This is a genomic window from Spirillospora sp. NPDC052269 (assembly GCF_040679435.1).
Classification (GTDB): Bacteria; Actinomycetota; Actinomycetes; order Streptosporangiales; family Streptosporangiaceae; genus Spirillospora.
Genome location: NZ_JBFAUU010000038.1, coordinates 1 through 26025, shown reverse-complemented (window position 1 = coordinate 26025; position 26025 = coordinate 1). Strand labels below are relative to the sequence as shown.

Here is a 26025-nt window from a genome sequence, read left to right as displayed (position 1 = left end):
GGGGAGACGTGCTCCTCGACCTCGGCGAACACCTTCTGCTTGACCGACATCTCCTCGAACACGGCCTCGATGACGAAGTCCGCGTCGGCGAAGGCCACCCGGCCTTCCCACGTTCTCCCGGTCAGCGCTCCGCGCCGGGCTCCAGACCGAGGCCGTCTCCGCCCTCGAGCATGTCGTCCATGACGCGGTGGAAGTGCGTGATGATGCACTCACGGTCACTGAGAATGTTCTGGGTGTAGGCCGTCGAGCGCTTCACGGCGGCGACGTCGACCCACTCGTCCACGTCCTGCTGGACGACCGCCTTGTAGATCTCCCAGAAGAACTCGACCTGGCCGAGGTACTCGGGGTCGTCGCTCTCGTAGCGCAGCTCCCACGCCTCGAACCTGGTCTTGTCCACGCTCAGCGGGACCGCCCGGAAGACCTGCGTGTGCAGGGCCTGGCTGTTGACCACCGCCGTGGGGAAGAGGAGGTAGTTGCAGATGGCGTAGCGGGTGTGGTCGAGGGTTCGGGTGAGATCCTCCAGCACGCCCAGGAAGGGCACGAAGTACATCGAGTTGCGGCCGAACACGTGGATGGTCGACTCGCGGGCGTCCTTGGCGTTCTGTGCGTCCGCCCCGTGCAGCGCCTGCGCGTGGTAGTACTCGCAGAACGCGTCAACGGCGACCTTCCAGTTGACGTCGACCTCCCACTCGACCTTCTCGACCAGCTTCATGTCCTCCATCCGGAACGCCCCGAGGTCGGCCGCGACCTCGGGGGCGATCCAGTCCTGGAGCTTGCCCGCCACGCCGGGACCTGCCAGAACGGCCCACACCCAGCCGCCCCACTCGTCGACGTCGATGGCGGGGGAGCACAGGTCGGCCAGTACCTTGGGGTCGAAGTCGGGCCGGTTCGGCACGCCGGTGACCTTGCCCTCGACGTCGTAGGCCCAGTTGTGCCAGCGGCAGGTGAAGCGGCGGGCTCCGGTCCCGCTCTGCTGCACGATCCGCGCGCCCCGGTGCTGGCAGACGTTGTGGAAGCCGGCCAGGCCGCCATCCTCGCGCCGCGTGATGACGATGCTCTCGCCGTGCCCCTCCCAGACGTGGTGGTCGCCTGGGGCGGGGATCTGCTCGGATCGGCAGATGATCTGCCAGCTGCGGTTGAGGATCTCGATGCGCTCGCGTTCGTACCGCTCGGGGTCACGATAGACGTCGGCGTCGCGGACGGCGGGGCCGATCCCCGGCTCGTTCGGGATGCCGGCGCCGAAGCGGATGGGCAGATCTCCGCGAGTGGGAGTGAATACCACGGTCGACCTCCGTCGGGTCAGTGGGAACGGGTCAGCCTGTCGCGCGCTGAAGGGTCGGCGGCATACGGCTCACCGACGCGCACTTACGACATCTGGAACGGGAATTGTTGCCGGGATCGTAGCCCCGGCCGTCGGCGAAGATCAAGTGCGACCGCCGTCATTCTTCTCGGAATGCAGAAGGGCGGCCGGTCGGACTGTACTCGAAGAATTCCATTGTTGTTACCGTGCTTCATGTTCCGCGGAGGATGCGGCCTGCTCGCCGACGGCGAGTGCGATCCGTTGCTTATAGGCGACGTTCTGTGATGATGATTTCCGGGTGCCGGTGTTCGGGTGTCGGGACGGTGGGCCGTTGGCTTCCGCTCCACCGGTGGAGTGCCGGGCTGCGTCCGTGAAGATCAGGGACACCCTGTCTGAGCTGGCATTTTGGCCGCCAAGTGCGGCGGCCCCGGTGGGCCTTGGGGGTTGTTCTCACTCTTCCGGCAAGCGTCGTCTCGGATAGTGAGAACAGGATCGGGTGTCGAAGGTGTTCTGATGTTGAACGTTCATTAGTTTCATGATCTAGGTCACACTGTGTCGTCGTGTCGTGATCAGATCCCCTATTTCTGCCGCTTCTTCTTCCTGTTGGCGGCCCTGGCGAGCGGAGATCATGTCCGGGGAATGAACCAGCTCCTTGTTTGGCTTTCTGTGGAAGCCGAATCCTGATCCGGTGCGTTGCCCGCACCCGGATGCGACGAACGAGGGACGAGACATCGGTGAGCGCTGAGGACAGGCTTCGCGGCTATCTCAAGCGGGCGACGGCCGAGCTGCTGGAGGCACGCGAACGACTGGCGGTGGCCGAACGGGAGGACCCGATCGCGATCGTCGGCCTGGCATGCCGCTTCCCCGGCGCGGTCCATGGCCCCGAGGACCTGTGGGAGCTGCTGGAGCGCGGAAGCATCACCGCCTCCGCGCCACGGCGCCAGGGATGGCAGGTCGGTGACCCGGCAGCCTCGGATGGTCCGGGCAGCGCCCCGTCCCTGCTCGGCGGCCTGCTCGACGGGGCGGCCGACTTCGACGCCGACTTCTTCGGGGTCTCGCCCCGTGAGGCCGTCGCCATGGACCCGCAGCACCGGCTGTTGCTGGAGGCCTCCTGGGAGGCGCTCGAACGCGGGGGCATCGCCCCCGACTCGCTGCGCGGCGGACTGACCGGTGTCTACGTCGGCCTCATCGGCGGTGACTACGGCAGCCTGCTGACCGCCTCGGGTCGCGCGACGTCGGGGTTCATCAACGGCACCGCCGCGGGCTTCGCCTCTGGACGAATCGCCTACACCCTGGGACTGCATGGCCCGGCCGTGACCATCGACACCGCGTGCTCATCGAGTCTGGTCGCCCTGCATGACGCCTGCCTGGGCCTGCGCAACGGCGACTGCGACCTGGCACTGGTGGGCGGTGCGACGGTCATGGCGACCCCCGCACCGTTGGACGAACTCGGCCGCCAGGGTGGCCTGGCCGGGGACGGCCGCTGCAAGGCGTTCGCCGCCGCCGCCGACGGGACCGCCTTCTCCGAGGGCGTGGCCGTGCTCGTGGTGGAACGGCTGGCCGACGCGCTCCGCGCCGGGCACGAGGTGCTGGCCGTCGTGCGGGGCACGGCGGTGAACCACGACGGGGCGTCCAACGGCCTGACCGCGCCCAACCGCACCGCGCAGGAGCAGGTCGTCCGGCGGGCTCTGGCCAACGCGCGGCTGGCCCCCGAGCAGATCGACGTTGTCGAGGCGTTCGGCACCGGGACGCCACTGGGCGATCCGATCGAGGCGCAGGCCCTGCTGGCGACCTATGGAGACCGGCGCGACCCGGACCGGCCGCTGCTGATCGGCTCGGTGAAGTCCAACATCGGGCACACGCAGGCGGCCTCCGGCCTGGCCGGTGTGATCAAGATGGTGCTGGCCATGCGGCACGGCACGGTTCCCGCGACCCTCGGGGTCGACGAGCTGACCCCACACGTCGACTGGTCGGCGGGGACGGTCGTTCCCCTGACCGAGGCCGCGCCGTGGCCGGCGACCGGCGAACCCAAACGGGCCGGGGTCTCTTCTTTCAGCCTCAGCGGCACCAACGTGCACGCCATCCTCGAGGAAGCGCCGCAGGGGTCGCCGACAGGCGGGGACCCGGCGGCGACCCCTACGGCCGTTCCGTGGACGGTCTCGGCGAAGTCGCCGGAGGCGCTGCGCGCACAGGCCCGGCGGCTGCTGGCGCACCTGGACGCGGGAACGGACTCCTCCGACGCCGACCTGGGTTTCTCGCTGGCGGCCGGGCGGGCGACGCTGCGCCACCGCGCGGTCGTCGTCGGCGCGGACCGGCAGGAGTTGGTCACCGGCCTGAAGGCGTTGTCGGAGGGCGGGATCGCACCGAACCTGTTCCAAGGGGAGGCCCCCCGCACCGGACCCGCCGGGCCGGTGTTCGTCCTTCCGGGCGTCGACGTCCGGCACGGCCCGGACTGGCGCGACGCGGGCGCGCGGCTTCTCGCCTCCTGCCCGCCGTTCGCCGAACGGGCCCACGCCTGCGCGGCGGCGTTCGCACCGCACCTGGACTGGTCCCCGCTCAGCGCGCTCCAAGACCCGCAGCAGACCGAGGGCCTGGCCGACCAGGTGGCGCTCTTCACGATGGCGGTCGCGTCGGCGGCCCTCTGGGAGTCGTGCGGCGTTCGCCCCGCCGCCGTGGTCGGACAGGGGGTCGGGGAGATCGCGGCCCGCCATGTGGCCGGAACCCTGCCACTGGTCGACGCGGCCGAGGCCGTGGTGTCACAGCGCCCCCTGCCCGTTCTCCCCTCGAACCGGGCAGCCGTGCCCTTCTATCCGTCGGTGGAGTCAGCACGTGAAGGCGGACACCAGGTGTTCGTCGAGTGCGGCCCCGCTTCAGCGGCGACCGCGCAGGAGCAGACCGTCATCGGGGCGGCGCGGCACGGCGGCGACGCCTTGGGGTTCCTCGCCGCGCTGGCCGAGCTCCACATCGCGGGCGGCCGGGTCGACTGGCGAGCTGTCTTCACAGGCGGCGCGGTTCCCGGACCAGTGCGGCGCGTGCCGTTGCCGACCTACGCCTTCCAGCACCGGAGCTACTGGCCTGAGCCGCCGGCCGCCGATGCCGTCGCTGCAAACCGGCCGGTGGCCCGGCACGATGACGGACTCGCCGACCCCGAAGTGTGGCGACGCGCACTGCCCGGGATGCCCGAGGCCGAACAGCTCGAACGACTGACCGGCCTCGTCCGATCTCACATTGCGGTGGTGCTGGAGTACGGCACCGATGGGCACGCCATCGATCCTGACCGGCCGTTCCGGGAACTCGGCTTCGATTCGCTGACCGCCGTCGAATTGCGCGACCGGCTGGGCGCGGCGATCGGGACCACGCTCCCGGCGACCCTGGTGTTCGACTACCCCTCCCCGGCGGAGCTGGCGGACTACCTGCGCCTCCGGCTCACCGAGGCCGATGCGTCGGACACCGCCCGGGAGGCGGAGGCGGACGCCGCCCTCGAACGCCTGCGCGCGGCTGTCACGGGCGGCTTCCTGGAGGAGGCCGCCCGTGAACGGCTGGTGGCGCAGCTCAGGGACCTGGTGCGCGACTGGGACGCCCCCTCGCCAGGCCCCGCGATCCGGTTGGAGACCGCCAGCGCGGACGAACTCTTCGATCTTCTGGACGAGCAGCTCGGCATGACGAACCATGGAGAGTGACACGGCAGTGGAGACCAACGACACCACGGACGCCTCCCCGGACTCGCTGGTCGAGGCGCTGCGGGCGACGCTGATCGAGAACGAGCGCCTGCGCCAGGAGGCCGAGCGCCGAGCGGCCGACGCCGCGGAGCCCCTGGCCATCGTCGGAATGGCCTGCCGGTTGCCGGGCGGCGTCGGCACCCCCGACGACCTTTGGAAGGTCGTCGTCGACGGCACCGACACCGTGGGCCCCTTTCCCACCGACCGGGGTTGGGACCTGGAGGCGCTGCACCACCCCGACCCGGCCCACCCGGAGACCACCCACGTCAGGGAGGGCGGCTTCCTGCATGATGCGGCCGCCTTCGACGCCGCCTTCTTCGGGATCTCGCCGCGCGAGGCGCTGACCATGGACCCCCAGCAGCGGTTGCTGCTGGAGTGCGCCTGGGAGTCGCTCGAACGCGCCGGAGTCGACCCCAAGTCCCTCGCCGGGACTGACACGGGCGTCTACGTGGGCCTGCTCTACCACGACTACATGGGCAACACCAGCGCGGGGAACCAGGCATCGGGGCGGATCTCCTACACGCTCGGCACCGAGGGCCCCGCGGTCACGATGGACACCGCGTGCTCCTCTTCGCTGGTGGCGCTGCACACGGCGATCGCGGCGCTGCAAAGCCGCGAGTGCTCGCTGGCGCTGGTCGGCGGCGTGACGGTGATGGCGACGCCGCATCCCTACATCGAGCTGTCCCGGCACGGACTGCTGTCCCCCGACGGCCGGTGCAAGCCTTTCGCCGACACCGCCGACGGCGTCGGCTGGTCGGAGGGTGCCGGCGTCGTCGCCGTCGAGCGGCTGTCGGACGCCGAGCGGCTGGGGCATCCGGTGCTCGCGGTGATCCGGGGCTCGGCGCTGAACCAGGACGGAGCCAGCAGCGGCTTCACCGCCCCCAACGGCCTTGCCCAGCAGCGGCTGATCCGGCGCGCCCTGGCCAACTCCGGCCTGTCGCCCGCCGACGTCCAGGTCGTGGAGGCGCACGGGACCGGCACCACGCTGGGCGACCCGATCGAGGCCCAGGCCCTGCTGGCGACCTACGGACGGGAACGGTCGGCGGACGACCCGCTGCTGGTGGGCGCCGCCAAGTCCAACTTCGGGCACACCCAGGCGGCCGCGGGCGTCACCGGTGTGATCAAGATGGTGCAGGCGCTGCGACATGCGGTGGTGCCTGGAACCCTGCACCTCGACTCCCCGACCCGGAAGGTGGACTGGTCCGAGGGATCGGTCGAGCTGGTCGCCAAGACACGCCCGTGGCCCCGAACCGCAGGGCCACGCCGTGCGGCGGTCTCGTCCTTCGGGATCAGCGGGACCAACGCGCATGTGATTCTGGAGCAGGCCCCCGAACGGTCCGTGCCCGCCCCCCAGGACGACGCCGGGGACGGGGCGGACGGCCCGGTGGCCTGGACGCTGTCGGCACGCTCCGAGAAGGCGCTGCGCGCTCATGCCGAACGGTTGCGCGCGTTCGTCGAGGCGAACCCGCAGGTGCGGCCGGGCGACGTGGGCCGCACGCTCGCCGCCCGTACGGCCTTCGAGTACCGCGCCGTTCTTGTGGGCGCACGGCGTGAAGAGTTCCTCGAGGGGCTGCGAGCCTTGGCCGAGGGAACCGAGGCCGCTGGCGTGACCCGGGGCAGGGCGCGCACGACGGGACGGACCGTGTTCGTTTTCGCCGGCCAGGGCTCCCAGTGGGCGCGGATGGGCGTGGAACTGCTGGAGACCGAGCCGGTCTTCGCCGCCGAGCTGCGTGCCTGCGAGGAGGCGCTGCGCGAGTTCACGGACTGGTCCCTGCTGGAGGTGCTGCGCCAGGAGCCCGGCGCGCCCGGGCTCGATCGGGACGACGTGGTGCAGCCTGCCCTCTTCTCGGTGGCGGTCTCGCTGGCGGCCCTTTGGCGCTCGCGTGGTGTCACCCCGGACGCCGTGGTCGGGCACAGCCAGGGCGAGATCGCGGCCGCGTACGTGTCTGGTGCGCTGAGCCTGCGGGACGCGGCTCGGATCGTGGCGCTGCGGAGCAAGGAGATCGTGCTGCGCATGGCGGGACGCGGCGGCATGGCGGCGGTGGCCCTGCCCGCCGGTGACCTGCCCGCGTTCCTCTCCCCGTGGGACGGCCGCCTGTCGGTCGCCGCGATCAACAGTCCTGCCTCCTCGGTCGTGGCCGGAGACGCCGACGCCCTCGAGGAGATATTGGAACGGTGCAAGGCCGAGGGTGTGCGCTGCCGCCGGGTCCCCGTCGACTACGGGTCGCACACCTCCCACGTCGACGAGTTGAGCGGGCCGCTGGCCGAGGAGCTGGCGCCGGTGCGGCCCCGTCGCGCGGAGGTGCCGTTCTTCTCTACGGTGACGGGTGACTGGCTCGACACGACGGCCATGGACGCGGGCTACTGGTTCCGCAACCTGCGCGAACCGGTGCGGTTCGCCGAGGCGGTCACCGCGCTCGGCGAGGCGGGTTTCGACGCGTTCATCGAGGTCAGTGCGCACCCTGTGCTCGTCACGGCAGTGGAGGAGACCCTGGGCGCCGCGGGATCGGGCGGGTTCTGCGCGGTGGGCACGCTGCGCAACGACCAGGGCGGCCGGGATCAGGTGCTCACAGCCCTGGGCGAGGCGTTCACCGGCGGCGTCCGGGTCGAGTGGCCCGCGCTCCTGGAAGGCGCTGGAACGCACCTCGAGCTGCCGACCTATCCGTTCCAGCACCGGCGGTTCTGGATCGAGACCCTCTCCGGCGGCGAGGTTCCGGACGCGGCGGACCCCTTCGAGACCGTCGAGTCGGCGGACGACGCCCGCGACGAGCTGCAGGAGCTGCTGCGGTCGGGACCGGAGGACGGACGCCTGGCCGTCCTGCTCGGCGTCGTGCGGGATGTGGTCGCTGCCGTGCTCGGCCACGGTTCGGCCGACGAGATCGACCCTGACTCCGCGTTCACCGACCTCGGCTTCGAATCCCTCACCGCGTTGGAGGCGCGCAACCGGCTGAACCGCGTCCTTGGACTGACCCTCCCCGTGAGCGTGATGTTCGAGCACGCGACCCCCCGGGCGTTGACCGTGCACCTGGCGGCGGCGCTGGCCGACCCCTCCGGGGAGGAGACCGATGGTGGCGACCTCCTGAGGGTGGCCGCGCGGCGGGGCTCCGAGGCGACGGGGCGCGTGCCGTTGTCGTTCGGCCAGGAACGCCTGTGGGCGATCGACCAGATGGTGCCCGACAGTCCCGCCTACAACGTGGTCATGACGCTCGCCCTGGCGGGCGAACCGCGGCCGGAGCTGCTGGAGAGGGCCGTCAACGAGGTCGTCCGGCGGCACGAGGTGCTGCGCACCAGCTTCCCCAGCGCGCAGGGACAGCCCTGGCAGGAGATCGCGCCGGACCTGACGGTGCCGATGCCGGTCGTGGACCTGAGCGGCCTGCCGGCGCCGGACCGCGAGGCCGAGTACGAACGGCTCGTCGGTGACGAGGCGCGGCACGTGTTCGACCTGGCCATCGGGCCGCTGCTGCGGGTGGCGCTGTTCCGGTACGGCCCGACCGAGCACCGGATGGTGCTCAACATGCACCACATCATCGCCGACGCCTGGTCGGGTGGTGTGTTCGGCCGCGAACTGGGCGCCCTCTACGAGGCATACGCCGACGGCGTGGAGCCCGCGCTGCCGGCACCGGCGGTCCAGTACGCCGACTATGCCGTCTGGGAGCGTGAGCTCTTCGACGGCGACCGGCTCGCCGCCCGGCTGGCGGAGCTGCACGAGCTGATCGGCGACGGCACGACCGGGGTGAAACTGCTGACCGACCGACCTCGCCCCGCCACCCGGCGGCTCAGGGGAGGCTCGCTCAGCTTCGAGGTCGACGCGGAGCTGACCGCCGCGCTGCGCTCGTTCAGCGGCGAGCACGGGGTCACGCTCTTCACCACCCTGCTGTCGGCGCTGAAGGCGCTGCTGCTGCGCTACGCCGGGGACACCGAGAGCACCGGCGACGTGATCGTCGGCACGGCGATGGCCAACCGCCAGCACGAGGCGTTGCAGGATCTGGTCGGCTTCTTCGTCAACATGACGGTCCTGAAGACCTCCCTCGGCGACGACCCGACCGTCGCGGAGCTGCTCGGTCGCGTGAGCGACACGGTGCGGCGGGGCTCCGACCACCAGGACGTCCCCTACAACGCGCTGGTCGCCGAGCTGGCTCCCGAGCGCGAGGCCACGGCCGATCCGCTGTTCCAGGTCGTGTTCGACATGAAACGGCACGCCGGGGACGCAGGTCCCGGCGGCGCGGGGTTCGCCGACGTCGTAGAGGTCCACAACGGCACCGCCAAGTTCGACGTCGAGGTCTCTGTGACCGAACTGCCCGACGCGCTGCTGATCGACGCCGAGTACGACAGCGACCTGTTCGACCGCGACACCGTCGAGCGACTGCTGGGCGGCTACCGCGTTCTGCTGGAGGCATTCACCGCCGCCGCCTCGACAAGGGTCTCTGAGCTGCCTGTGCTGCCCCAGGAGGTGGAACACCGGCTGCTGGTGGAGTGGAACGACACCGGTCGCGCCTACTCCGACGGGGAGATGCGCTGCCTGCACACCCTGATCGAGGAGCAGGCGGATCGCACGCCCGACGCCGTCGCGGTCGCCTTCGAGGACGAGGAGCTGACCTTCGCCGAGCTCGACCGGCGGGCCAATCAGGTGGCACACCACCTGCGCACCATGGGCGCGGGCCCCGACCAGCCGATCGCGATCTCGGTCGAACGGTCGCTGGAGATGGTGGTCGGCCTGCTGGGCATCCTCAAGTCCGGTGGCGCCTACGTGCCGATCGACCCGACCTACCCGCCGCAGCGCGTCGCGTTCATGCTCGCCGACACCGACCCGGGCATCCTGCTGACCCAGGAGCGGCTGCTGGCGAAGCTGCCCGCGCACAACGCCGAGGTGGTCGTGCTGGACCGGCCCGGCGAGTTCGACGACCAGCCCGACAGGCGTCCCGACAGCGGTGTCGGCCTGGACGACCTCGTCTACATGATCTACACCTCGGGGTCGACCGGCCGTCCGAAGGCCGCGATGATGACGCACCGCGGCGTGGTCAACCGGTTGCACTGGAAGCAGGACTATTTCGGCCTCACCCCGGCCGACCGCGTGCTGCAGAAGACCCCGTTCAGCTTCGACGTGTCGGTGTGGGAGTTCTTCTGGCCGCTGCTGGTGGGTGCGCGGATGGTGGTCGCCCGGCCCGAGGGCCACAAGGACCCTGAGTACCTGTCCACCCTGATTCAGGACGAGGGCGTCACCACACTGCATTTCGTGCCGTCGATGCTGCGGGTCTTCCTCCAGCACCCAGGTGTCGAGGCGTGCCGCTCGGTCACCCGGCTGATCGCCAGTGGTGAGGCACTTCCGAACTCCTCGATCCAGGCGCTGTACGACAAGCTGCCTGGTGCGACGCTCTACAACCTGTGGGGCGCGACCGAGTGCTCGGTCGACAGCACCTGCTGGGAGTGCCCACGCGATATCGGCTCCGCGCCGGTGTCCCTCGGCCCGCCGATCTCCAACACGCAGATCTACATTCTCGACGAGCATCTGCGGCCGGTGCCGATCGGCGTGCCGGGCGAGGCGTACATCGGCGGTGTGGGCGTGGCCCGCGGCTACTACAAGCGACCCGAGCTGACCGAGGAGCGATTCATCCCCGACCCGTTCCGCGACGAGCCCGGTGCGCTGCTCTACAAGACCGGTGATCTTGCCCGATTCCACGCCGACGGGACGATGGTGTTCCTGGGCCGGACCGACTTCCAGGTGAAGGTGCGAGGGATGCGCATCGAACTGGGGGAGATCGAGGCCGGGCTGGAACGGCACCCCGCCGTGCGCGACGTGGTGGTGCTGGCCCGCGAGATCTCGCCGGACGCCGCTGACAAGCAGCTCGTCGCCTACGTGGTGCCGCAGGCCGACGCGATCGTTCCGGAGACGGTGGCCGGCGACCGCGCCGAGGAGCGCCGCACCCGGCTTGAACGCAACGGCTGGAAGCTCGCCAGGTCCGGGGCCGTGCTGCCGGAGGACGAGGTGGCCGCCCAGCTCGACACCCTGGCCGCGCGGGTCCTGGAGTCCGCCCCTCGACGGGTGTTGGAGATCGGCGTGGGCGGCGGTGAGCTGCTGGCGCGCGTGGCGCCCGAGATCAAGGCGTACCGGGCGACCGACGTCTGCGCGGCCGCTGTCGAGCGGGTGCGGACGGAGATCCTGCCCGAACTGCCCGCCACCGTGGACGTGCAGGTGTCCCACCGCGTGGAGGACGACCTGACCGGCCTGGACGACGAGCCATACGACGTCGTGGTCGTCAACGGAGTGGACGGCTACCTCGACGCCCGCCACCTGCGTACCGTCCTTGCCCGCGCGCTGGAGGTCACCCGGCCCGGCGGCCGCGTGCTGGTCGCCGACCTGCGCAGTCTGCCGCTGCTTGATGCCTGGTACCTGGAGGCCGAGCTGGCGAAGGCCGAGCCCACGCTCACGGCGGCCCGGCTGCGCGAGCGGTTGCGGCAGCGTGCCGCGGCCGAGAGCGAGCTGGCGCTCGCGCCGGAGTTCTTCACCGCGCTGCGCGCCGAGACGCCCGGCATCGCCCGGGTCGAGGTCGCGCTCAAGCCCGGCACGGCGCACCACGAGCTGACGCAGTTCCGGTACGACGTGGTTCTGCACGCCGGTGAGCCGGCCGAGTCGTCTGCCCCGGTGCGCGCGCCTTGGACGTCACTGGCGGAGGTCCGGCGGCTGCTCACCGAGGAGCGGCCGGACGGCCTGCTGGTGGGGGACGTCCCGAACGCACGGATCACCGGCACCGCCGGGGTGCTGGCCGAGTTGGGCGACGCGGCCGACGAGACCCCGGTTGCGGACCTGCTCAAGGGGGGCCTGCGGCGGGGCGGGACGGGCGTCGAGCCCGAGACGTTCCGCGAGCTTGCCGAGGAGACCGGCTACCTGGTCTCGATCGGTTGGGCCGGCGGCCGGTCCGATGGCGCCTACCGCGTGCTGTTCAGGCAGCCCCGCGGCGAGCACCTCGAGGACTGGGCCGACGCGCCCCGGAGCGGCCAGACCCTGTGGCACTGCGCCAACGACCCGAACCTGACCCGGATCAGCCGGTGGCTGACCTCTGAGGCCGCCGATTTCCTGCGCGACAGCGTGCCGGAGTACATGGTGCCGACGGCGGTGGTCGCGCTGGCCGAGTTCCCGATCAACGCCAACGGCAAGCTGGACCGCGGTGCGCTGCCGCTTCCGGTACGCGGCCTGCGGCCCAGCGAGAAGATCACTGCGCCGCGGACCGAGCTGGAGCGGCGGCTGGTCGCCATCTGGGCCGAGGTGCTCGGGCTGGAGGAGGTCACCGTCGACCGGGGGTTCTTCGCGCTGGGCGGCGATTCCTTGCTCGGCATCAAGATGGTCAGCAAGGCCAAGGCGCAGGGGATGGCGCTGAGCCCACAGGACGTCTTCCAGAGCCCGACCATTACCGAGCTGGCGGAGCTGGCCGAGTCGCGCGGCGTGGTCGAGGTCATGGCCGGCGGCGAACGCGACGCCGGGTTGCTGGAGCGGATGCGGGCGCGGTTCCCCGACGCCGAGGACGCCTACCCGGCGACCGGCATGCAGAAGAGCGCGCTGGACTTGATCGAGCGGACGCCTGATGTCGGCCTGTACGTGACCCACGAGAGGTTCCAGTTCGTCGGGGAGAGCTTCGTCCCCGAACACCTGGAACGGGCCTGGCAGCACACTGTCGACCACTACCCCTCGCTGCGCACCTCCTATGTCCGTGACGACGACGGCCGGTGGGTCCAGGTGGTGCGGACCGGGGTGACGGTCGAGATCCCGGTGTACGACCTGCGCTCGGCCTCCGAGGTGGAGCAGGAGCGGCGCATCAGCGCCTTGATCGAGGCCGAGCGGCGCAAGGGCTTCGACGGTCCGCCGGTCAAGACCAGACTGGCCCTGCTCCACATGGCCGACGGAGTGTGGGAGTACCTGCACTTCTTCACCCTGCTGGCGCAGGACGGCTGGAGCGCGGCGGGCATGGTGGCGACCCTGCTCAACGCCTACGACCGACTGGCGTCGGGGGGCGAGCCCGTTGCCACGACACCCTCGCGGGTGTACGGCGACTTCTGCGTGGAGCAGGACCGGCGGGACACCAGCGCGGCCGAGGAGTTCTGGCGTGCCGAGCTCGCCGGGGTGGAGGTGCCGGGCGCGCCCGTGGCCCTGTCTCCTGAGCGGCGCCGCGTCGACGGGCTGATGCCGCCGATCATGCAGGAGCGGGTGGAGGTGCCGTTCGAGACGGCGGCGGCACTGTCGAAGCTGGCGGGCGACCACGGGCTGAGCGTCAACAGCGTCGTGTACGGCGCGTGGACGATGATGCTCAGCGCGATCACGGGGTCCCGGCAGGTGGTCAGCGGCTCGTTGATGTCGGGGCGCAGCACCACCGCCGTTGACGTCGACCAGGCGGCGGGCCTGCTGTTCAACATCCTGCCGGTGGCGACCGACGTGGATCCGGACGCGCCGCTGCTGACCTGGCTGGCCGGGGTGCAGTCCAAGATCTCGGCGATCAGCGACCACGAGTACCTGTCCCCGGCGGCGCTGCGTGAGATCGCCGGGGTGGCCGCGGGCGAGCCGTTGTTCCAGAGCTACGTCGTCAACGAGAACGTGCCCGGCCTGACCACCAGCCTTGGCCGGCTGATGTCGGTCTTCGGGACGGCGGCGCCGATCCAGGTGCTGGCGCAGACCGAGCACCCGTTGCGGGTGGAGATCCACTTCACCGAGAAGTTCTCCATGGTCGCGGCCAATCACCGGGTCGGTCACTTCCCTGAAGGGGCGGTCGTCCACTGGATGGAGGAGTACGCGCGGCTGCTGGGGCGCATCGCCGCCGAGCCCGGACGCACGGTCGGTGAATTGCTGGACGAGTGCGATCCGGGACAGGGGGCGACCGCCTGAATTCGCGGTGAGGGCGCCGCTGGATCATCAGGGTCACCACCTTGGCGACCCCGATGATTCGGAGGATTATTTCTAGATGATCTTGGCATGAGTTTATGCTAGCGTGATCTGTGCAGGATTGAAGTCCGTGTCGCCTTGAATTGGATTGGATGACGGCGACCGGATCTGGCTCGGGGTGAGGATACGAATGACTGTTCAGGCCATGGAGGGCGAGCTTCAGCTCGGAACGTTCGCAGGGATGTTGCGGGTTCTGCGTTGGCAGGTCGGAATGACACAGGAGGAGCTGGCCGGAAGGTCTGGGCTCAGTGTCCGCGCCATTTCTGATCTGGAGCGAGGGCGCACGACCATGCCGCAACGCAAGACGGTCTTGCTGCTGTCGTGTGCCCTGGGTATCGACATCGAATTGCTGGAACAGTTCCGCAGGAAGGGGCGGGAGCGTTCGTTGGATCATTGCCCCGTCTGTCATTCGGAATGGCGCATCGGCGCCGTGGATCAGCATCGGAAAAGGGCTGATGTCGGGGCCGGCAGAGCGCTGCGGGCAGCCCCGGACCCCCGGCCGGAGTCCGCGCACCACGCGGATGGACGCGGATCCAGGTAGGAGAGGCATGGCCGACGAAGAGAAGTACCTCGAGTATCTGCGGCGGGCCACCGCCGAAGTGCAGGATCTGCGTCGTCAGCTGAAGGAATCCCGCGAGCAGGCGGCCGAGCCCGTCGCCATCGTCGCGATGGCCTGCCGCCTGCCCGGCGGGGTGGCTTCCCCGGAGGACCTTTGGGACCTGGTCCTCGACGGCCGGGACGCGGTGACCGGATTCCCCGGCGACCGCGGGTGGGACGTCTCGGGGATCTTCGACCCCACGCCCGGCACCGACGGCAGGACCTACGTCCGGCATGGCGGCTTCCTCACCGACGCCGCCTCGTTCGACGCCGGCTACTTCGATATCAGTCCACGCGAGGCGCAGACGATCGACCCGCAGCACCGGCTGCTGCTGGAGTGCTCCGCCGAGGCGCTCGAACGCGCCGGGATCGTCCGGGAGGCGGTTCGCGACGACCGGGTCGGCGTGTTCACCGGAATCATGTCGTCCGGGGTGTCCGACGACGCCGCGGCGATGGCGGCGGGTCGAGTGGCCTACGCGTTCGGCCTGACCGGACCGGCGATGGTCGTCGACACGGCCTGCTCCTCCTCGCTGGTCGCGCTGCACCTGGCCGCCCGGGCGTTGCTGGACGGCGAGTGCTCACTGGCGCTCGTCGGCGGGGCCACCGTGCTGACCAATCCCGACCCCTTCATCTACTTCAGCGGGCAGCGCGGCCTGTCTCCGGACGGGCGCTGCCGTTCCTACGGCGCGGGCGCCGCGGGCACCGGAGTCTCGGAAGGCGTTGGGGTGCTGGTCCTCGAGCGGCTGTCGCGGGCGCGGCGGCTCGGCCACCCCGTCCTGGCGCTGGTGCGCGGCTCGGCGGTCAACCAGGACGGCCGTTCCAACGGGATAACCGCCCCCAACGGGCCCGCCCAGCAGGCGGTGCTGCGCGCCGCACTCGATCGGGCCCGGCTCAGCCCGGCGGACGTGGACCTGGTAGAGGGACACGGCACCGGCACCCGGCTCGGCGATCCGATCGAGGCACAGGCGCTCATGGCCGTGTACGGCACGGGCCGGCCCGCCGGCCGCCCGCTCCGTCTCGGCTCGGTCAAGTCGAACATCGGGCACACCCAGGCCGCCGCCGGGGTGGCTGGTGTCATCAAGGCGGTGCAGGCGCTGCGCCACGGAACGGTTCCGCCGACCCTGCACGCGGACGAGCCCTCCCCGCAGGTCGACTGGGACGGCGGAACGGTCACCCTGGCCACCGCCGCCGAACCCTGGCCGCACACCGGGCGGGCGAGGCGGGCCGCCGTGTCGTCCTTCGGCATCAGTGGGACCAACGCCCACGTCATCCTCGAACAGGCCCCCGAACCAGAGCCGGTCGAGGAGGCGGGCACCCTCGCCGCGACCCCCCTCGCCCCGTGGACGCTGTCCGCCCGCGACGACCGGGCCCTGCGCGCCCAGGCCCGGCGGCTGATCGCCTGGGCCGAACGGAACCCCAACGCCGACCCGGTCGACGTCGCCGTCGCGCTGACGACCCGCCGCACGGCCCTGCCGCTGCGCGCGGCGGTGCACGGAACCGACCGGACGAGCCTACTGGCGGGCCTGATGGCGCTGGCCGCCGGCACGCCGACCCCGGACGTGGCCGTGGCGCGGGCCCACGCCGACGGGGGCCTGGGGGTGCTCTTCACCGGCCAGGGGACGCAGCGCGCCGGCATGGGCCGCGACCTGTACGTGCGCTACCCGGTCTTCGCAGAGGCGTTCGACGCCGTGTGCGCCGCCGTGGACGAGGCAACGGCGCCTCACGGGGCGCGGCCGTTGCGGAGGGTGGTCTTCGCACGTCCCGACACCGCCGACGCCCGGCTGCTGGACCGCACCGAGTACACCCAGGTGGCGACCTTCGCCCTGGAGGTCGCGCTTTACCGGCTCGTCGAGAGCTGGGGGGTACGGCCGACGCACCTGGCCGGCCACTCGGTGGGCGAGCTGACCGCCGCCCACCTGGCCGGCGTGTGGTCGCTGCCCGACGCCGCCCGGCTTGTGGCCGCACGCGGCCGTCTGATGGGTGCGCTTCCTAGCGGCGGGGCCATGGTCGCAGTGGCCGCCCCCGAACCGTGGGTGCGCGCGCTGATCGACAGGACCGAGCGGGAGAACGGGGCGCGGGTGGATGTCGCGGCGGTGAACGGCCCCACCGCCGTGGTGCTGTCCGGGCCCGCCGCCGCTGTCGAGAAGGTCGCTGCCGCGTGCCGTGCGGAGGGAATCCGTACTCGGCCGCTGCGCACCTCGCACGCGTTCCACTCCGCGCTGATGGATCCGATGCTCGACGAGTTCGCCGAGGTGCTCGCCACGGTGGCCGTCCACCCGCTCCGCCTGCCGGTGATGTCGAACACGACCGGGGCGCCTCTCACCGACGAGCAGGCCGGGTCCGCCGCCTACTGGACCGCCCACGTGCGCGACACCGTCCGGTTCGCCGATGGCGTGCGCGCCCTGCGCGCCCAGGGGGTGACGCGGTTCGTCGAACTCGGGCCGGACGCCGCGCTCGTCACAGCCGCCCGCGACACCCTCGCCGATGCGACGGACGGGGGAGAGACGCTGACCCCGTTGCTGCGCCGGGGACGCCCGGAGACCGAGTGCGCTCTGGCGGCCCTCGCCCGGTTGCACACCGCCGGCGTGCGGGTCGACTGGAACGCGGTCTTCACCGATCACATCGGCCCGTGGATCGACCTGCCCACCTACGCCTTCCAGGGTGAGCGCTACTGGAACGCCCCCACCACCGACACCGCCGACGCGGGCGGGCTGGGGCTCGGCGCCCTCGACCACCCCTTCCTGCGCGCGCTGGTCGACCGGCCCGGATCCGGCGAACTGGTCCTTACCGGGCGGTTGTCCGCCGAGACCCGCCCCTGGCTGGCTGAGCACGCCCTCTGGGGTACCGCGCTGACGCCCGGCACGGCCCTGGTCGAGATCGTGGCCGAGGCCGGTGAGATCGCCGGGGTCCCGGTTGTGCGCGAACTGACCCTCCATCGGCCTCTGCCGGTGCCAGAGCACGGCGCCATCCACCTGCGGGTGACGCTGTCCGAACCCGACGCCGACGGGGCGCGGCCGGTCGGCCTCCACTCCCGCGCCGCCGACGAATCCTCCGACGCCCCCTGGACGATCCACGCCTCTGGTTTGGTGGCCCCGGCCGAGCGGAGGGGCACGGCACCTGACATCACCGGCCTTACCGGTGCCTGGCCCTCCGATGCGACGCCCGTCGACATCGACGGCGGGTACGCGGCGCTCGCCGAGCGCGGCTTCGAGTACGGCCCCGCCTTCCAGGGCGTCCGCACCGTGCGCCGCTTGGGTGAGCAGGTGTTCGCCGAGGTCGTGCTGCCAGACGCCCTCCAGGGCGAGGCCGACGGGTTCGCCCTGCACCCGGCACTGTGGGATGCCGCGTTGCAGGCCACGGTGTTCGCGGGCCTCGACGGCGGGGAGGACGACAACGAAGAGGTCCGGGTGCCCTACGCCTGGCAGGGGGTGACCGTGCATGCCCGGGGTGCGGTGGCGCTGCGCGTCCGCCTCACGCCGTGTGGTGAGGACGCCGTCTCCTTGGTCGCGGTCGACCTGTCGGGAACACCGGTCCTCACTGTGGAGGCACTACGGGTGCGGGCCATCGCTTCGCGCCCCGAGACGGTCGGCGACAGGGTGGCCGACGCGATGTTCCACGTCGCCTGGACGACGCCGGACCTCCCGCCGTCGTTGGTCGACTCTGTCCGTCCGCCGGGCGGGTGGGCCCTCATCGGCCCCGCCGAGGACGGGCTGACCTCGTTCCTCCGCCAGGCATGGGGGGAAGGCTCCCGCCATGCAGACCTGGAGTCCCTCGCCCGGTCGTTGCCCTCCACCGGCCCTGCGCCAGGCGTGGTGCTGCTGGAGCACCGGCCGCAGAACCTGACCGGCCCGGCGGTCCCGGCGGCCGTCCGGGACACCACCGCCCGGACGCTGGCGCTCCTGCGCTCGTGGCTGGAGGACGAACGGTTCGCCGACACCCGGCTCGTCGTCGTCACGCGCGACGCCGTACAGGGCGGCGAACGGGACCTGACCGGCGCGGCCCTGTGGGGCCTGCTGCGCAGTGCGCAGACCGAGCACCCCGAGCGGCTCCACCTGGTGGACGTGGATGCCGCGGCGGCCTCGTCGCGCGCTCTGCCCGCCGCCGTCGAACTCGGCGAACCCCAGGTGGCGGTCCGCGGGGGCGAACTCGTGGTCCCCAGGCTGAGCAGGCTGCCCGCCGACGAATCCGCTAAGCCCGTTCCGGGCCTGGCTCCCGATGGCACCGTCATGGTCACCGGCGCATTCGGCGCCCTGGGCGCGGCCGTCGCCAGGCACCTGGCCACCACTCATGGCGTGCGCAGGCTCCTGCTGGTCAGCCGTCGGGGCCCCGCCGCCGACGGGGCGGCCGAACTCCTGGCCGAACTACGCGGTCTGGGCACCGAGGTGTCCGCCGTCGCGTGCGACGTGGCCGACCGGGACGCACTGGCCGCGCTGCTCGCGGACGTTCCGGCCGACCACCCGCTCACGGGGGTCGTGCTCGCGGCCGGAGCCCTGGCCGACGCGACGATCGACAAGCTCACCGACCGGGACCTCGACACCGCGCTGCGCCCCAAGGTCGACGCCGCCTGGCACCTGCACGAGCTGACCGCCGCGCTCAACCTGCGCATGTTCGTGTCGTTCTCCTCGCTCGCCGGGACGATGGGCGGCGCTGGACAGGCCAACTACGCGGCCGCCAACGCCTTCCTGGACGCGTTGGCCGCACACCGCCGGGCCCTCGGCCTGCCCGCCCAGTCGTTCGCGTGGGGCGCGTGGGAAGCCGAGGGCGGCATGGCCGGGCGGCTCGCCGAGGCGGACCGTGCTCGGGCCGTCCGCGCCGGACTGGCCCCGCTGGCCACCGACACCGGCCTCGCCCTCTTCGACCGGCTCCGCGCCGCCGACGTCGCCGAGGCGGTGCCGGTGAGCCTGGACCTGCGGGCGCTGCGGCAGGCGTTCACCCAGGCCGAGCAGGTCCCGCCGCTGTTGCGCGGCCTGGTGCGCCCGCCTCGGGCACGCTCCGCAGGCGCGGCCGACCGGTCGGCCGCGTTGCGCGCCCGCCTGGCGGACCTGCCCGAGAAGGAACGGCCGCGCGCCCTGCTGGCGGTGGTGCGCGAGCACGTCGCCGCCGTTCTCGGACACGCGACGCCCGCGTCGGTGGAGACCGACCGGGGCTTCCTCGACCTGGGCCTGGACTCGCTGACCGGGTTGGAGCTCCGCAACCGGCTGAGCGCCGCCACCGGACTGCAACTCCCCGCGACCCTGATCTTCGACTGTCCGACGCCGCTCGCCCTGGCCGACCATCTCGCCGACCGAATCACGCCCGCGCCGACCGAGTCCGCCGGTGCGAACGATGCCGACGACGTTGACGAGCCGGTGGTCCGGCGTGCGCTGGCCACGGTGCCCCTGCGCAGGCTCCAAGAGGCCGGGATGCTCGACGCGCTGCTGCGGCTGGCACAGGAGCAGGGACCGGGCGGCGTGTCCGCCCACGGACCGGTCGGGCGGACCGGCGAGGCCGATATCAGGACCATGTCCGCCGCCGAGCTGACGCGGCTTGCGCTCGATCGCGGTGGCTCGTGACCGCCGCCGGGAACATCCACAGGCCGGGTCTGCGCGCAGCCCGGCACCAAGCCACCGGGATGGGGCTATGACAGGCATCGTCGTGTCACGCACCGCCGCGCCGACCTCTTCGTTCTGCGAACTCAAGGACGCCGGCCGCTCGGTGCCGGGACGGCACGTCCTCGGCGTGGTGAACTTCGCCGCCGGCCACGCCGACCCCTGCACCGACGAGGGTTACCCGTCCGTCACGGTTCAGGTGGCCGAGCGACCTGAGGAGGGGTTCGCCGAGGTGTGGGCCACCGAGCGGCCGGTCACCGCCGGACGGTCGGGGGCGATCTCCTACGCACACGACGGGGAATTCCTGTTCGCCGCCTGCCGAATCCCGGACCTGCCCGACTATGTCGAGGCCACCGAGACCGCCTACGAGGCGGCGCTGGGGTTGGCGTACGGGCTGGGCTACCGGAGGCTCTTCCGCGTCTGGCACTACATCAGCCGCCTGAACGAGCCCAACGCCTCCGGCCTGGAGGTCTACCGGGAGTTCTGCGTCGGCCGGGCCCGCGCCCTCGAACGGCACGGGCTCACCCACGACATGCCCGCCGCGACCGTCGTCGGCGCGCACGGCGGCGGGATCGTGCTGTACTTCCTCGCCTGCCGCTCGGCCCGGCGAGTGAACATCGACAATCCCCGGCAGGTACCGCCCTACCACTATCCCGGCCGCTACGGCCCCAGGTCGCCGAACTTCGCCCGGGCGACCCACCTCTCCCCGGATTCGGGCGAGCAGCTCTATCTCTCCGGGACGGCGGGCATTCTCGGCCACCGCACGATGCACGTCGGCGATGTGGAAGCCCAGTGCAGGCTCGCCCTGGAGAACATGGCCTTCCTGATCGGGAGCCGGAACCTGTCCGTGCACGGCCTGGGACTCGGGGCGACGCTCGGCGACCTGCGTAATGTCAAGGTGTACGTGCGGCACCGCGCCGACATCGAACGCGTCCAGCGGATCTGCCGCGAAGCCCTCTCCCCGGCGGCCGACATCGCCTTCGTCAACGTCGACATCTGCCGCTCCGATCTGCTGGTGGAGCTGGAGGGCCTGGTCACACGCGATCACGGCTCGGTCGGCCGCGACCACGGTTTCGCGGGTGGGACCCGCGCCGTGCGGCGCACCGATGCCGGGTCCGTGCCGGACTGGGAGTCGATGCCCGCCGCTCAGCAGCCCGACTGGCGTGAGCACCCCGCACGGCCCCGCGTGCTGGAACGGCTGTCGCAGACACCCCCGCTGGCTCGCGTCGACGAGATCCGCGAGCTACGCGAGGGCCTGGCGGCGGTGGCGGCCGGATCCCTGTGCGTCCTCCAAGCGGGTGACTGCGCGGAGAGCTTCTACGAGAGCACTCCCGAGAACACCGCGCGCAGGCTTGCCGTCCTGGACGACCTCGCCCTTCGGCTCGGCGGCCGGATGGGGCGGCCGGCCCTGCGAATCGGCCGGATCGGCGGGCAGTACGCCAAGCCGCGTTCCTCGCCCGTCGAGGCGGTCGGCGGCGTCGAGTTGCCCGCGTTCCGGGGCCACATGATCAACGCGGAGGGGGCCACCCCGGAGGCCAGGCGGCACGATCCGCTCCGGATGCTGTGGGCCCACCACTTCGGGGACGAGATCCACCGGGCCCTGCGCGCCCGCCGCGGCAAGGCCGCGCCGCTCCCGTACCTGGGGCCGTGGTCGAGCCAGGACGCCCTGGTCATGGACTATCTGGTGCCCCAAGTCCGGGTGGATGCGGCCACCGGAGAACGGTACCTGGGCGCGACGCACTTCCCGTGGGTCGGGGAGCGCACCGGAGGCGTGGACGGTGCCCAGGTCCGGCTGCTGGCCATGGTCGGCAACCCGGTGGCGGCCAAGATCGGGCCACGGGCGACGCCGGAGAGCGTGCTCCGGCTGTGCGCGGTGCTGGACCCGGAGCGGACGCCCGGGCGGCTGACGCTGATCGTGCGGATGGGCGGCGGCGCGGTCCGTTCCCTGCTGCCTGTGATCGTGCGAGCGGTGCGCGACGCGGGCCACCCTGTGGTGTGGCTGTGCGACCCCATGCACGGCAACACGCGGCGGCTGCCGTCCGGCGCGAAGGTCCGGCACCTGGACGACCTGGTCACCGAGATCGTCGGGTTCAGGCAGGTGCTGGAGGCGCACGGCGTGCACGTCGGCGGCCTGCACCTGGAGACGGCGGCCGAGGACGTCACCGAGTGCCTGGGCGGTCCGGTGGCGGACGAGGAGGCCCTGGGCCGCGTCCACCCTGTCGCCCAGCCGACGCTGTGTGACCCCCGGTTGAGCCCGGAACAGGCAGCCGGACTGATCGACCGCGCCTTCTGACGACCGGCCTTCGGGCCTTCGACGAGCCTTCTGACGAACAAGGGATGTGGTGAGGTGCTGCGCACCGATCTTGTCCGGCCGCTGAGCGTGTCGCTGCGCGCCCACGCGGACCGGCAGGGGGACAGGACCGCTTTCACCGACGCCGTGCGCGGTGTGACGTACGCGGAGCTGGAACGTCGCACGGGGCGGCTGGCCGGGCACCTGCGTTCGCTCGGTGTGGACCGCGGCGACCGCGTGGCCATCTTCCTGGACAATTCCGTGGACATGGTGGAGAGCTATCTCGCCGTGTCGCGGGCCGGGGGGATCGCGGTTCCGGTCAACGCGCGCTTCGGCGGCGAGGAACTGGCCCACCTGCTCGCCGATGCCGCCGTCACCCTGGTCATCACCGACCGGACGAGGCTGGCGTCCGTGCTCGGCGCGACGTCCGGCACGGCGTCCGGCTCCGGGCCGACCGTCGTGGTGGCCGGCGGGGAGGCGCAGCCCGGCACCCACTCCTTCGCGGAGCTCGCCGAGACCGATCCCGCCGTCGGTCCGCGGGACGACCTCGGGCTCGACGAGCCGGCGTTCATGCTCTATACCTCCGGCACCACGGGCCGCCCCAAGGGGGCGCTGTCCACGACCCGCAACTCGCTGTGGACGATCGCGGCCTGCTACACGCCGATCCTCGGTCTCTCACCGGAGGACCGGATGCTGTGGCCGCTGCCGCTGTCCCACTGCCTGGGCCACCATCTCGGAGTGCTCGGCGTGGTCACGGTCGGCGCGAGCGCCCACATCATGACCGCGTTCTCGGCGGGTGAGGCGCTCCAACTGCTGCGAGAGCAGGACTTCACCTTCCTGGCGGCGGTTCCGACGATGTACCACCAGTTGGTGCTGGCGGCTCGCGAGCAGGGTGGGGACTTCGCCCGGCCGCAGGCCCTGCGCCGGTGCCTGACCGCCGGCGCCGTCGCCGCCGAATCGCTGCGGACCGCGTTCGAGGAGACCTTCGGGCTGGAGCTGCTCGACCACTATGGCAGCACCGAGACCTGCGGCCCGATCGCCGCCAACTGGCCCGGTGGCGAGCGCGTCCCGGGCTCTTCCGGGCTGCCCGTACCGGGGCTGAGCGTGCGCCTGGTGGACCCGGACACCGGACTGGACGTCCCGGCGGGCGGCGAGGGCGAGGTGTGGGTCAATGGGCCGAACGTCATGCTCGGCTACTGGGACGGGCAGGCCCGCGCCGCGACCCCGCCCCGCGAGGGCTGGCACCGCACCGGAGACCTGGCCCGGCGCGACCCGGCCGGCTACCTCACCGTCACCGGCCGGATCAAGGAACTGATCATCCGGGGCGGTGCGAACATCCACCCCGGCGAGGTCGAGGACGTGCTGATCTCGGTGCCGGGCGTGCGCGACGTCGCGGTTGAAGGCCGCCCGCACCAGGTGCTCGGTCAGGTTCCCGTGGCGTTGGTGGTGCCAGGCCCGCAGGGCGTGGACCCGCGCGAGCTGTTCGCAGCGTGCCGGGAACGGCTGTCCTACTACAAGGTGCCCGAGGAGCTGTACGCCGTCGAGAGCGTGCCCCGCACCCCCTCGGGCAAGGTCGTCCGGAACGCGTTGCCGGACCTGCCACGCCGGTTGCTCGCCACGGGCAACGGGGTGTTGGAGTCGCTGTTCCGCGTGGACTGGATCCCGCTGCCCGACACCGACCGGGTGGCCGGGACCGCCCCGCTGGTCCTGCACGACGAGGCCGGGCTGCGGGCCCGGCTGGCCGAGCCGGCAGAGGAGACTCCGCTGGTCGTGGTGACCGGGGGCGGTGCGGACGCGGTGTCCCACGACGGTCCGGGCAGCGCGTCGTGGGCGCGGCTCCGGTCGCTCCAGGCGGATCACCCCGGCCGGGTTGTCCTGATCGGTCCCGGTGGCACGGAGGTCTCTCCCGAGGAGCTCGGCGTGTTGGCGGCGTCGGGCGAACCGGAGATCGTCCTGCGCGACGGAACGCCATTGGTCCCTCGGCTGGTCCGCGCGGCGGCACCGACGGGCGAACGAGCCTTGCTCGACCCGGCACGCCCTGTCCTGGTGGCAGGCGCCTCGGGTACGGCGCTGACCGTCCACCTGGAGAAAGCCCACGGCGTCCGCGTCGTCCACAACGTCCGGGAGTTGGACGGAAGCGCCGGTGCGCTCGTGGTCGCCGACCAGGCCGGATCGGAGGGCCTGCGCGCCCTGTACGAGGCCGCGGGCGGCACGGAGCTGCCCGTTCTTCTGGTCATCACCTCCGTCGACGCCATGTTCGGAACCGAAGGGCCCGACCGTGCGGAGGCGGCGGCCGAGGCGGCGGCGCTTGTGCGGGACCACCGTGCGCGCGGCGGCTTGGCGACCCTGCTCGCCGTGGTTGGGGACTGGGAGGACAACGAAGGGCTCGCCCATGTGGACGCGGGCCTGGCCGGGACCGCCCCGGTGCTCATCGCGCCGGGCCCGGTGGACCACCCGGCCTTGCCGCCACGCACGGGGGAAGAGATGGCCGGATGGTCGACCGCTGACGACTCCGTCCGCGCCGTGCTGGCCCGGCGCCTGGCCGCCCTTCCGGCGGCCGAACAGCAGACCGCGCTGGTCGAGGTGGTTCGCGCCGGGGTCCTGGAGGTGCTGGGCGAGGCCGCGCCCGCCGACCTCGCCGCCGACCGGGCCTTCAAGGAACTGGGTCTCACCTCTCTCACCGCCGTGCTGCTGCGCAACCGCCTGGTCGAGGCGACCGGCCTGCCGCTGCCCGCGACGGTGGCGTTCGACCATCCCTCGCCGGAGGCGCTGGCCCGCTGGCTGCGTGCCGAGATGTTCGGCGCTCCCGCCGAGGCGACGGGTGTGACGCGCCGCTCGCCACGTACCGACGACCCGGTCGCGATCGTGGCGATGAGCTGCCGCTACCCGGGCGGGGTCGGCTCGCCCGACGACCTGTGGCAGCTGGTCCGCGACGGCGGCGAGGGCCTGTCGCCGTTCCCGCAGGACCGGGGTTGGGACCTGGAGGGCCTGTTCGATCCCGACTTGGACACGACAGGGACCTCCCAAACGCGCTACGGCGGCTTCCTCACGGAGGCAGGCGACTTCGACCCGGCTTTCTTCGGGATCGCTCCCGGCGAGGCGCTGGTCATGGATCCTCAACAGCGGTTGCTGCTGGAAGCGTCGTGGGAGGCGTTCGAGCGGGCGGGCATCGACCCGGCGTCTTTGCGCGGCAGCCGCACCGGCGTGTTCGCGGGGCTGATGCACCACCACTACGCCGAACGGTTCGGCGGAGTCCCCCGGGAGCTGGAGGGCTACCTCGGCACGGCCGCGGCGGGAAGCGTTGCCTCCGGCCGTGTGGCCTACGTCCTGGGGTTGGAGGGCCCAGCCCTCACGGTGGACACGGCGTGCTCATCGTCGCTGGTGGCGCTGCACCTGGCGGCGCAGTCGCTGCGGCAGGGCGAGTGCGACCTGGCCCTGGCGGGCGGCGTGGCCGTGATGGCGTCGCCCCAACCGTTCGTCGACTTCTCCCGTCAGCGAGCGCTGGCCGCCGATGGTCGTTGTAAGGCGTTCAGTGATGATGCGGATGGTACGGGTTGGTCTGAGGGTGTTGGGTTGGTGGTGTTGGAGCGGTTGTCGGATGCGCG

General features: G+C 71.9%; 7 protein-coding genes and 1 pseudogene. 6 read left to right on the top strand and 2 right to left on the bottom strand.

What is annotated here, in order from left to right; all coding sequences use genetic code 11:
- Positions 1 to 95 (bottom strand): annotated as a pseudogene (locus AB0L06_RS43070) (3-hydroxyacyl-CoA dehydrogenase NAD-binding domain-containing protein); the annotation flags it as partial.
- 26 nt (positions 96 to 121) lie between these two features.
- Positions 122 to 1282, bottom strand: a complete 1161-nt coding sequence (locus tag AB0L06_RS43065) for an aromatic ring-hydroxylating oxygenase subunit alpha (protein ID WP_500237529.1) — start codon at positions 1280 to 1282, stop codon at positions 122 to 124.
- Positions 1283 to 2034: 752 nt separating this feature from the next.
- Here AB0L06_RS43065 and AB0L06_RS43060 point away from each other — a divergent pair.
- The 6 genes from AB0L06_RS43060 to AB0L06_RS43035 all read left to right on the top strand — a co-directional run.
- Positions 2035 to 4980, top strand: a complete 2946-nt coding sequence (locus AB0L06_RS43060) for a type I polyketide synthase (protein WP_500237528.1) — start codon at positions 2035 to 2037, stop codon at positions 4978 to 4980.
- Positions 4970 to 13888, top strand: coding sequence for a type I polyketide synthase (locus AB0L06_RS43055; protein WP_500237526.1), 8919 nt, complete (start codon positions 4970 to 4972; stop codon positions 13886 to 13888). The genes AB0L06_RS43060 and AB0L06_RS43055 overlap by 11 nt, the downstream gene beginning before the upstream one ends.
- 187 nt (positions 13889 to 14075) lie before the next feature.
- Positions 14076 to 14486 (top strand): helix-turn-helix domain-containing protein, encoded by a 411-nt coding sequence (locus AB0L06_RS43050; RefSeq protein WP_500237525.1) that lies wholly within the window; start codon positions 14076 to 14078, stop codon positions 14484 to 14486.
- A 7-nt stretch (positions 14487 to 14493) separates the two neighbouring features.
- Entirely contained in the window at positions 14494 to 20094 is a 5601-nt protein-coding gene (locus AB0L06_RS43045; RefSeq protein ID WP_500237524.1) for a type I polyketide synthase, read from the top strand.
- Between the two features lie 67 nt (positions 20095 to 20161).
- A complete protein-coding gene (locus tag AB0L06_RS43040) occupies positions 20162 to 22423 on the top strand; it encodes an FkbO/Hyg5 family chorismatase (RefSeq protein ID WP_500237523.1) in 2262 nt (753 codons plus the stop codon).
- Positions 22424 to 22477: 54 nt separating this feature from the next.
- The coding region (locus AB0L06_RS43035) for a beta-ketoacyl synthase N-terminal-like domain-containing protein (RefSeq protein WP_500237521.1) at positions 22478 to 26025 on the top strand (3548 nt) is incomplete at its 3' end.

Bases quoted from the DNA above. Each gene is read 5' to 3' on its own strand.
- AB0L06_RS43055 (WP_500237526.1), top strand. From the start codon at position 4,970: ATGGAGAGTGACACGGCAGTGGAGACCAACGACACCACGGACGCCTCC.
- AB0L06_RS43040 (WP_500237523.1), top strand. From the start codon at position 20,162: ATGACAGGCATCGTCGTGTCACGCACCGCCGCGCCGACCTCTTCGTTC.
- AB0L06_RS43045 (WP_500237524.1), top strand. From the start codon at position 14,494: ATGGCCGACGAAGAGAAGTACCTCGAGTATCTGCGGCGGGCCACCGCC.
- AB0L06_RS43050 (WP_500237525.1), top strand. From the start codon at position 14,076: ATGACTGTTCAGGCCATGGAGGGCGAGCTTCAGCTCGGAACGTTCGCA.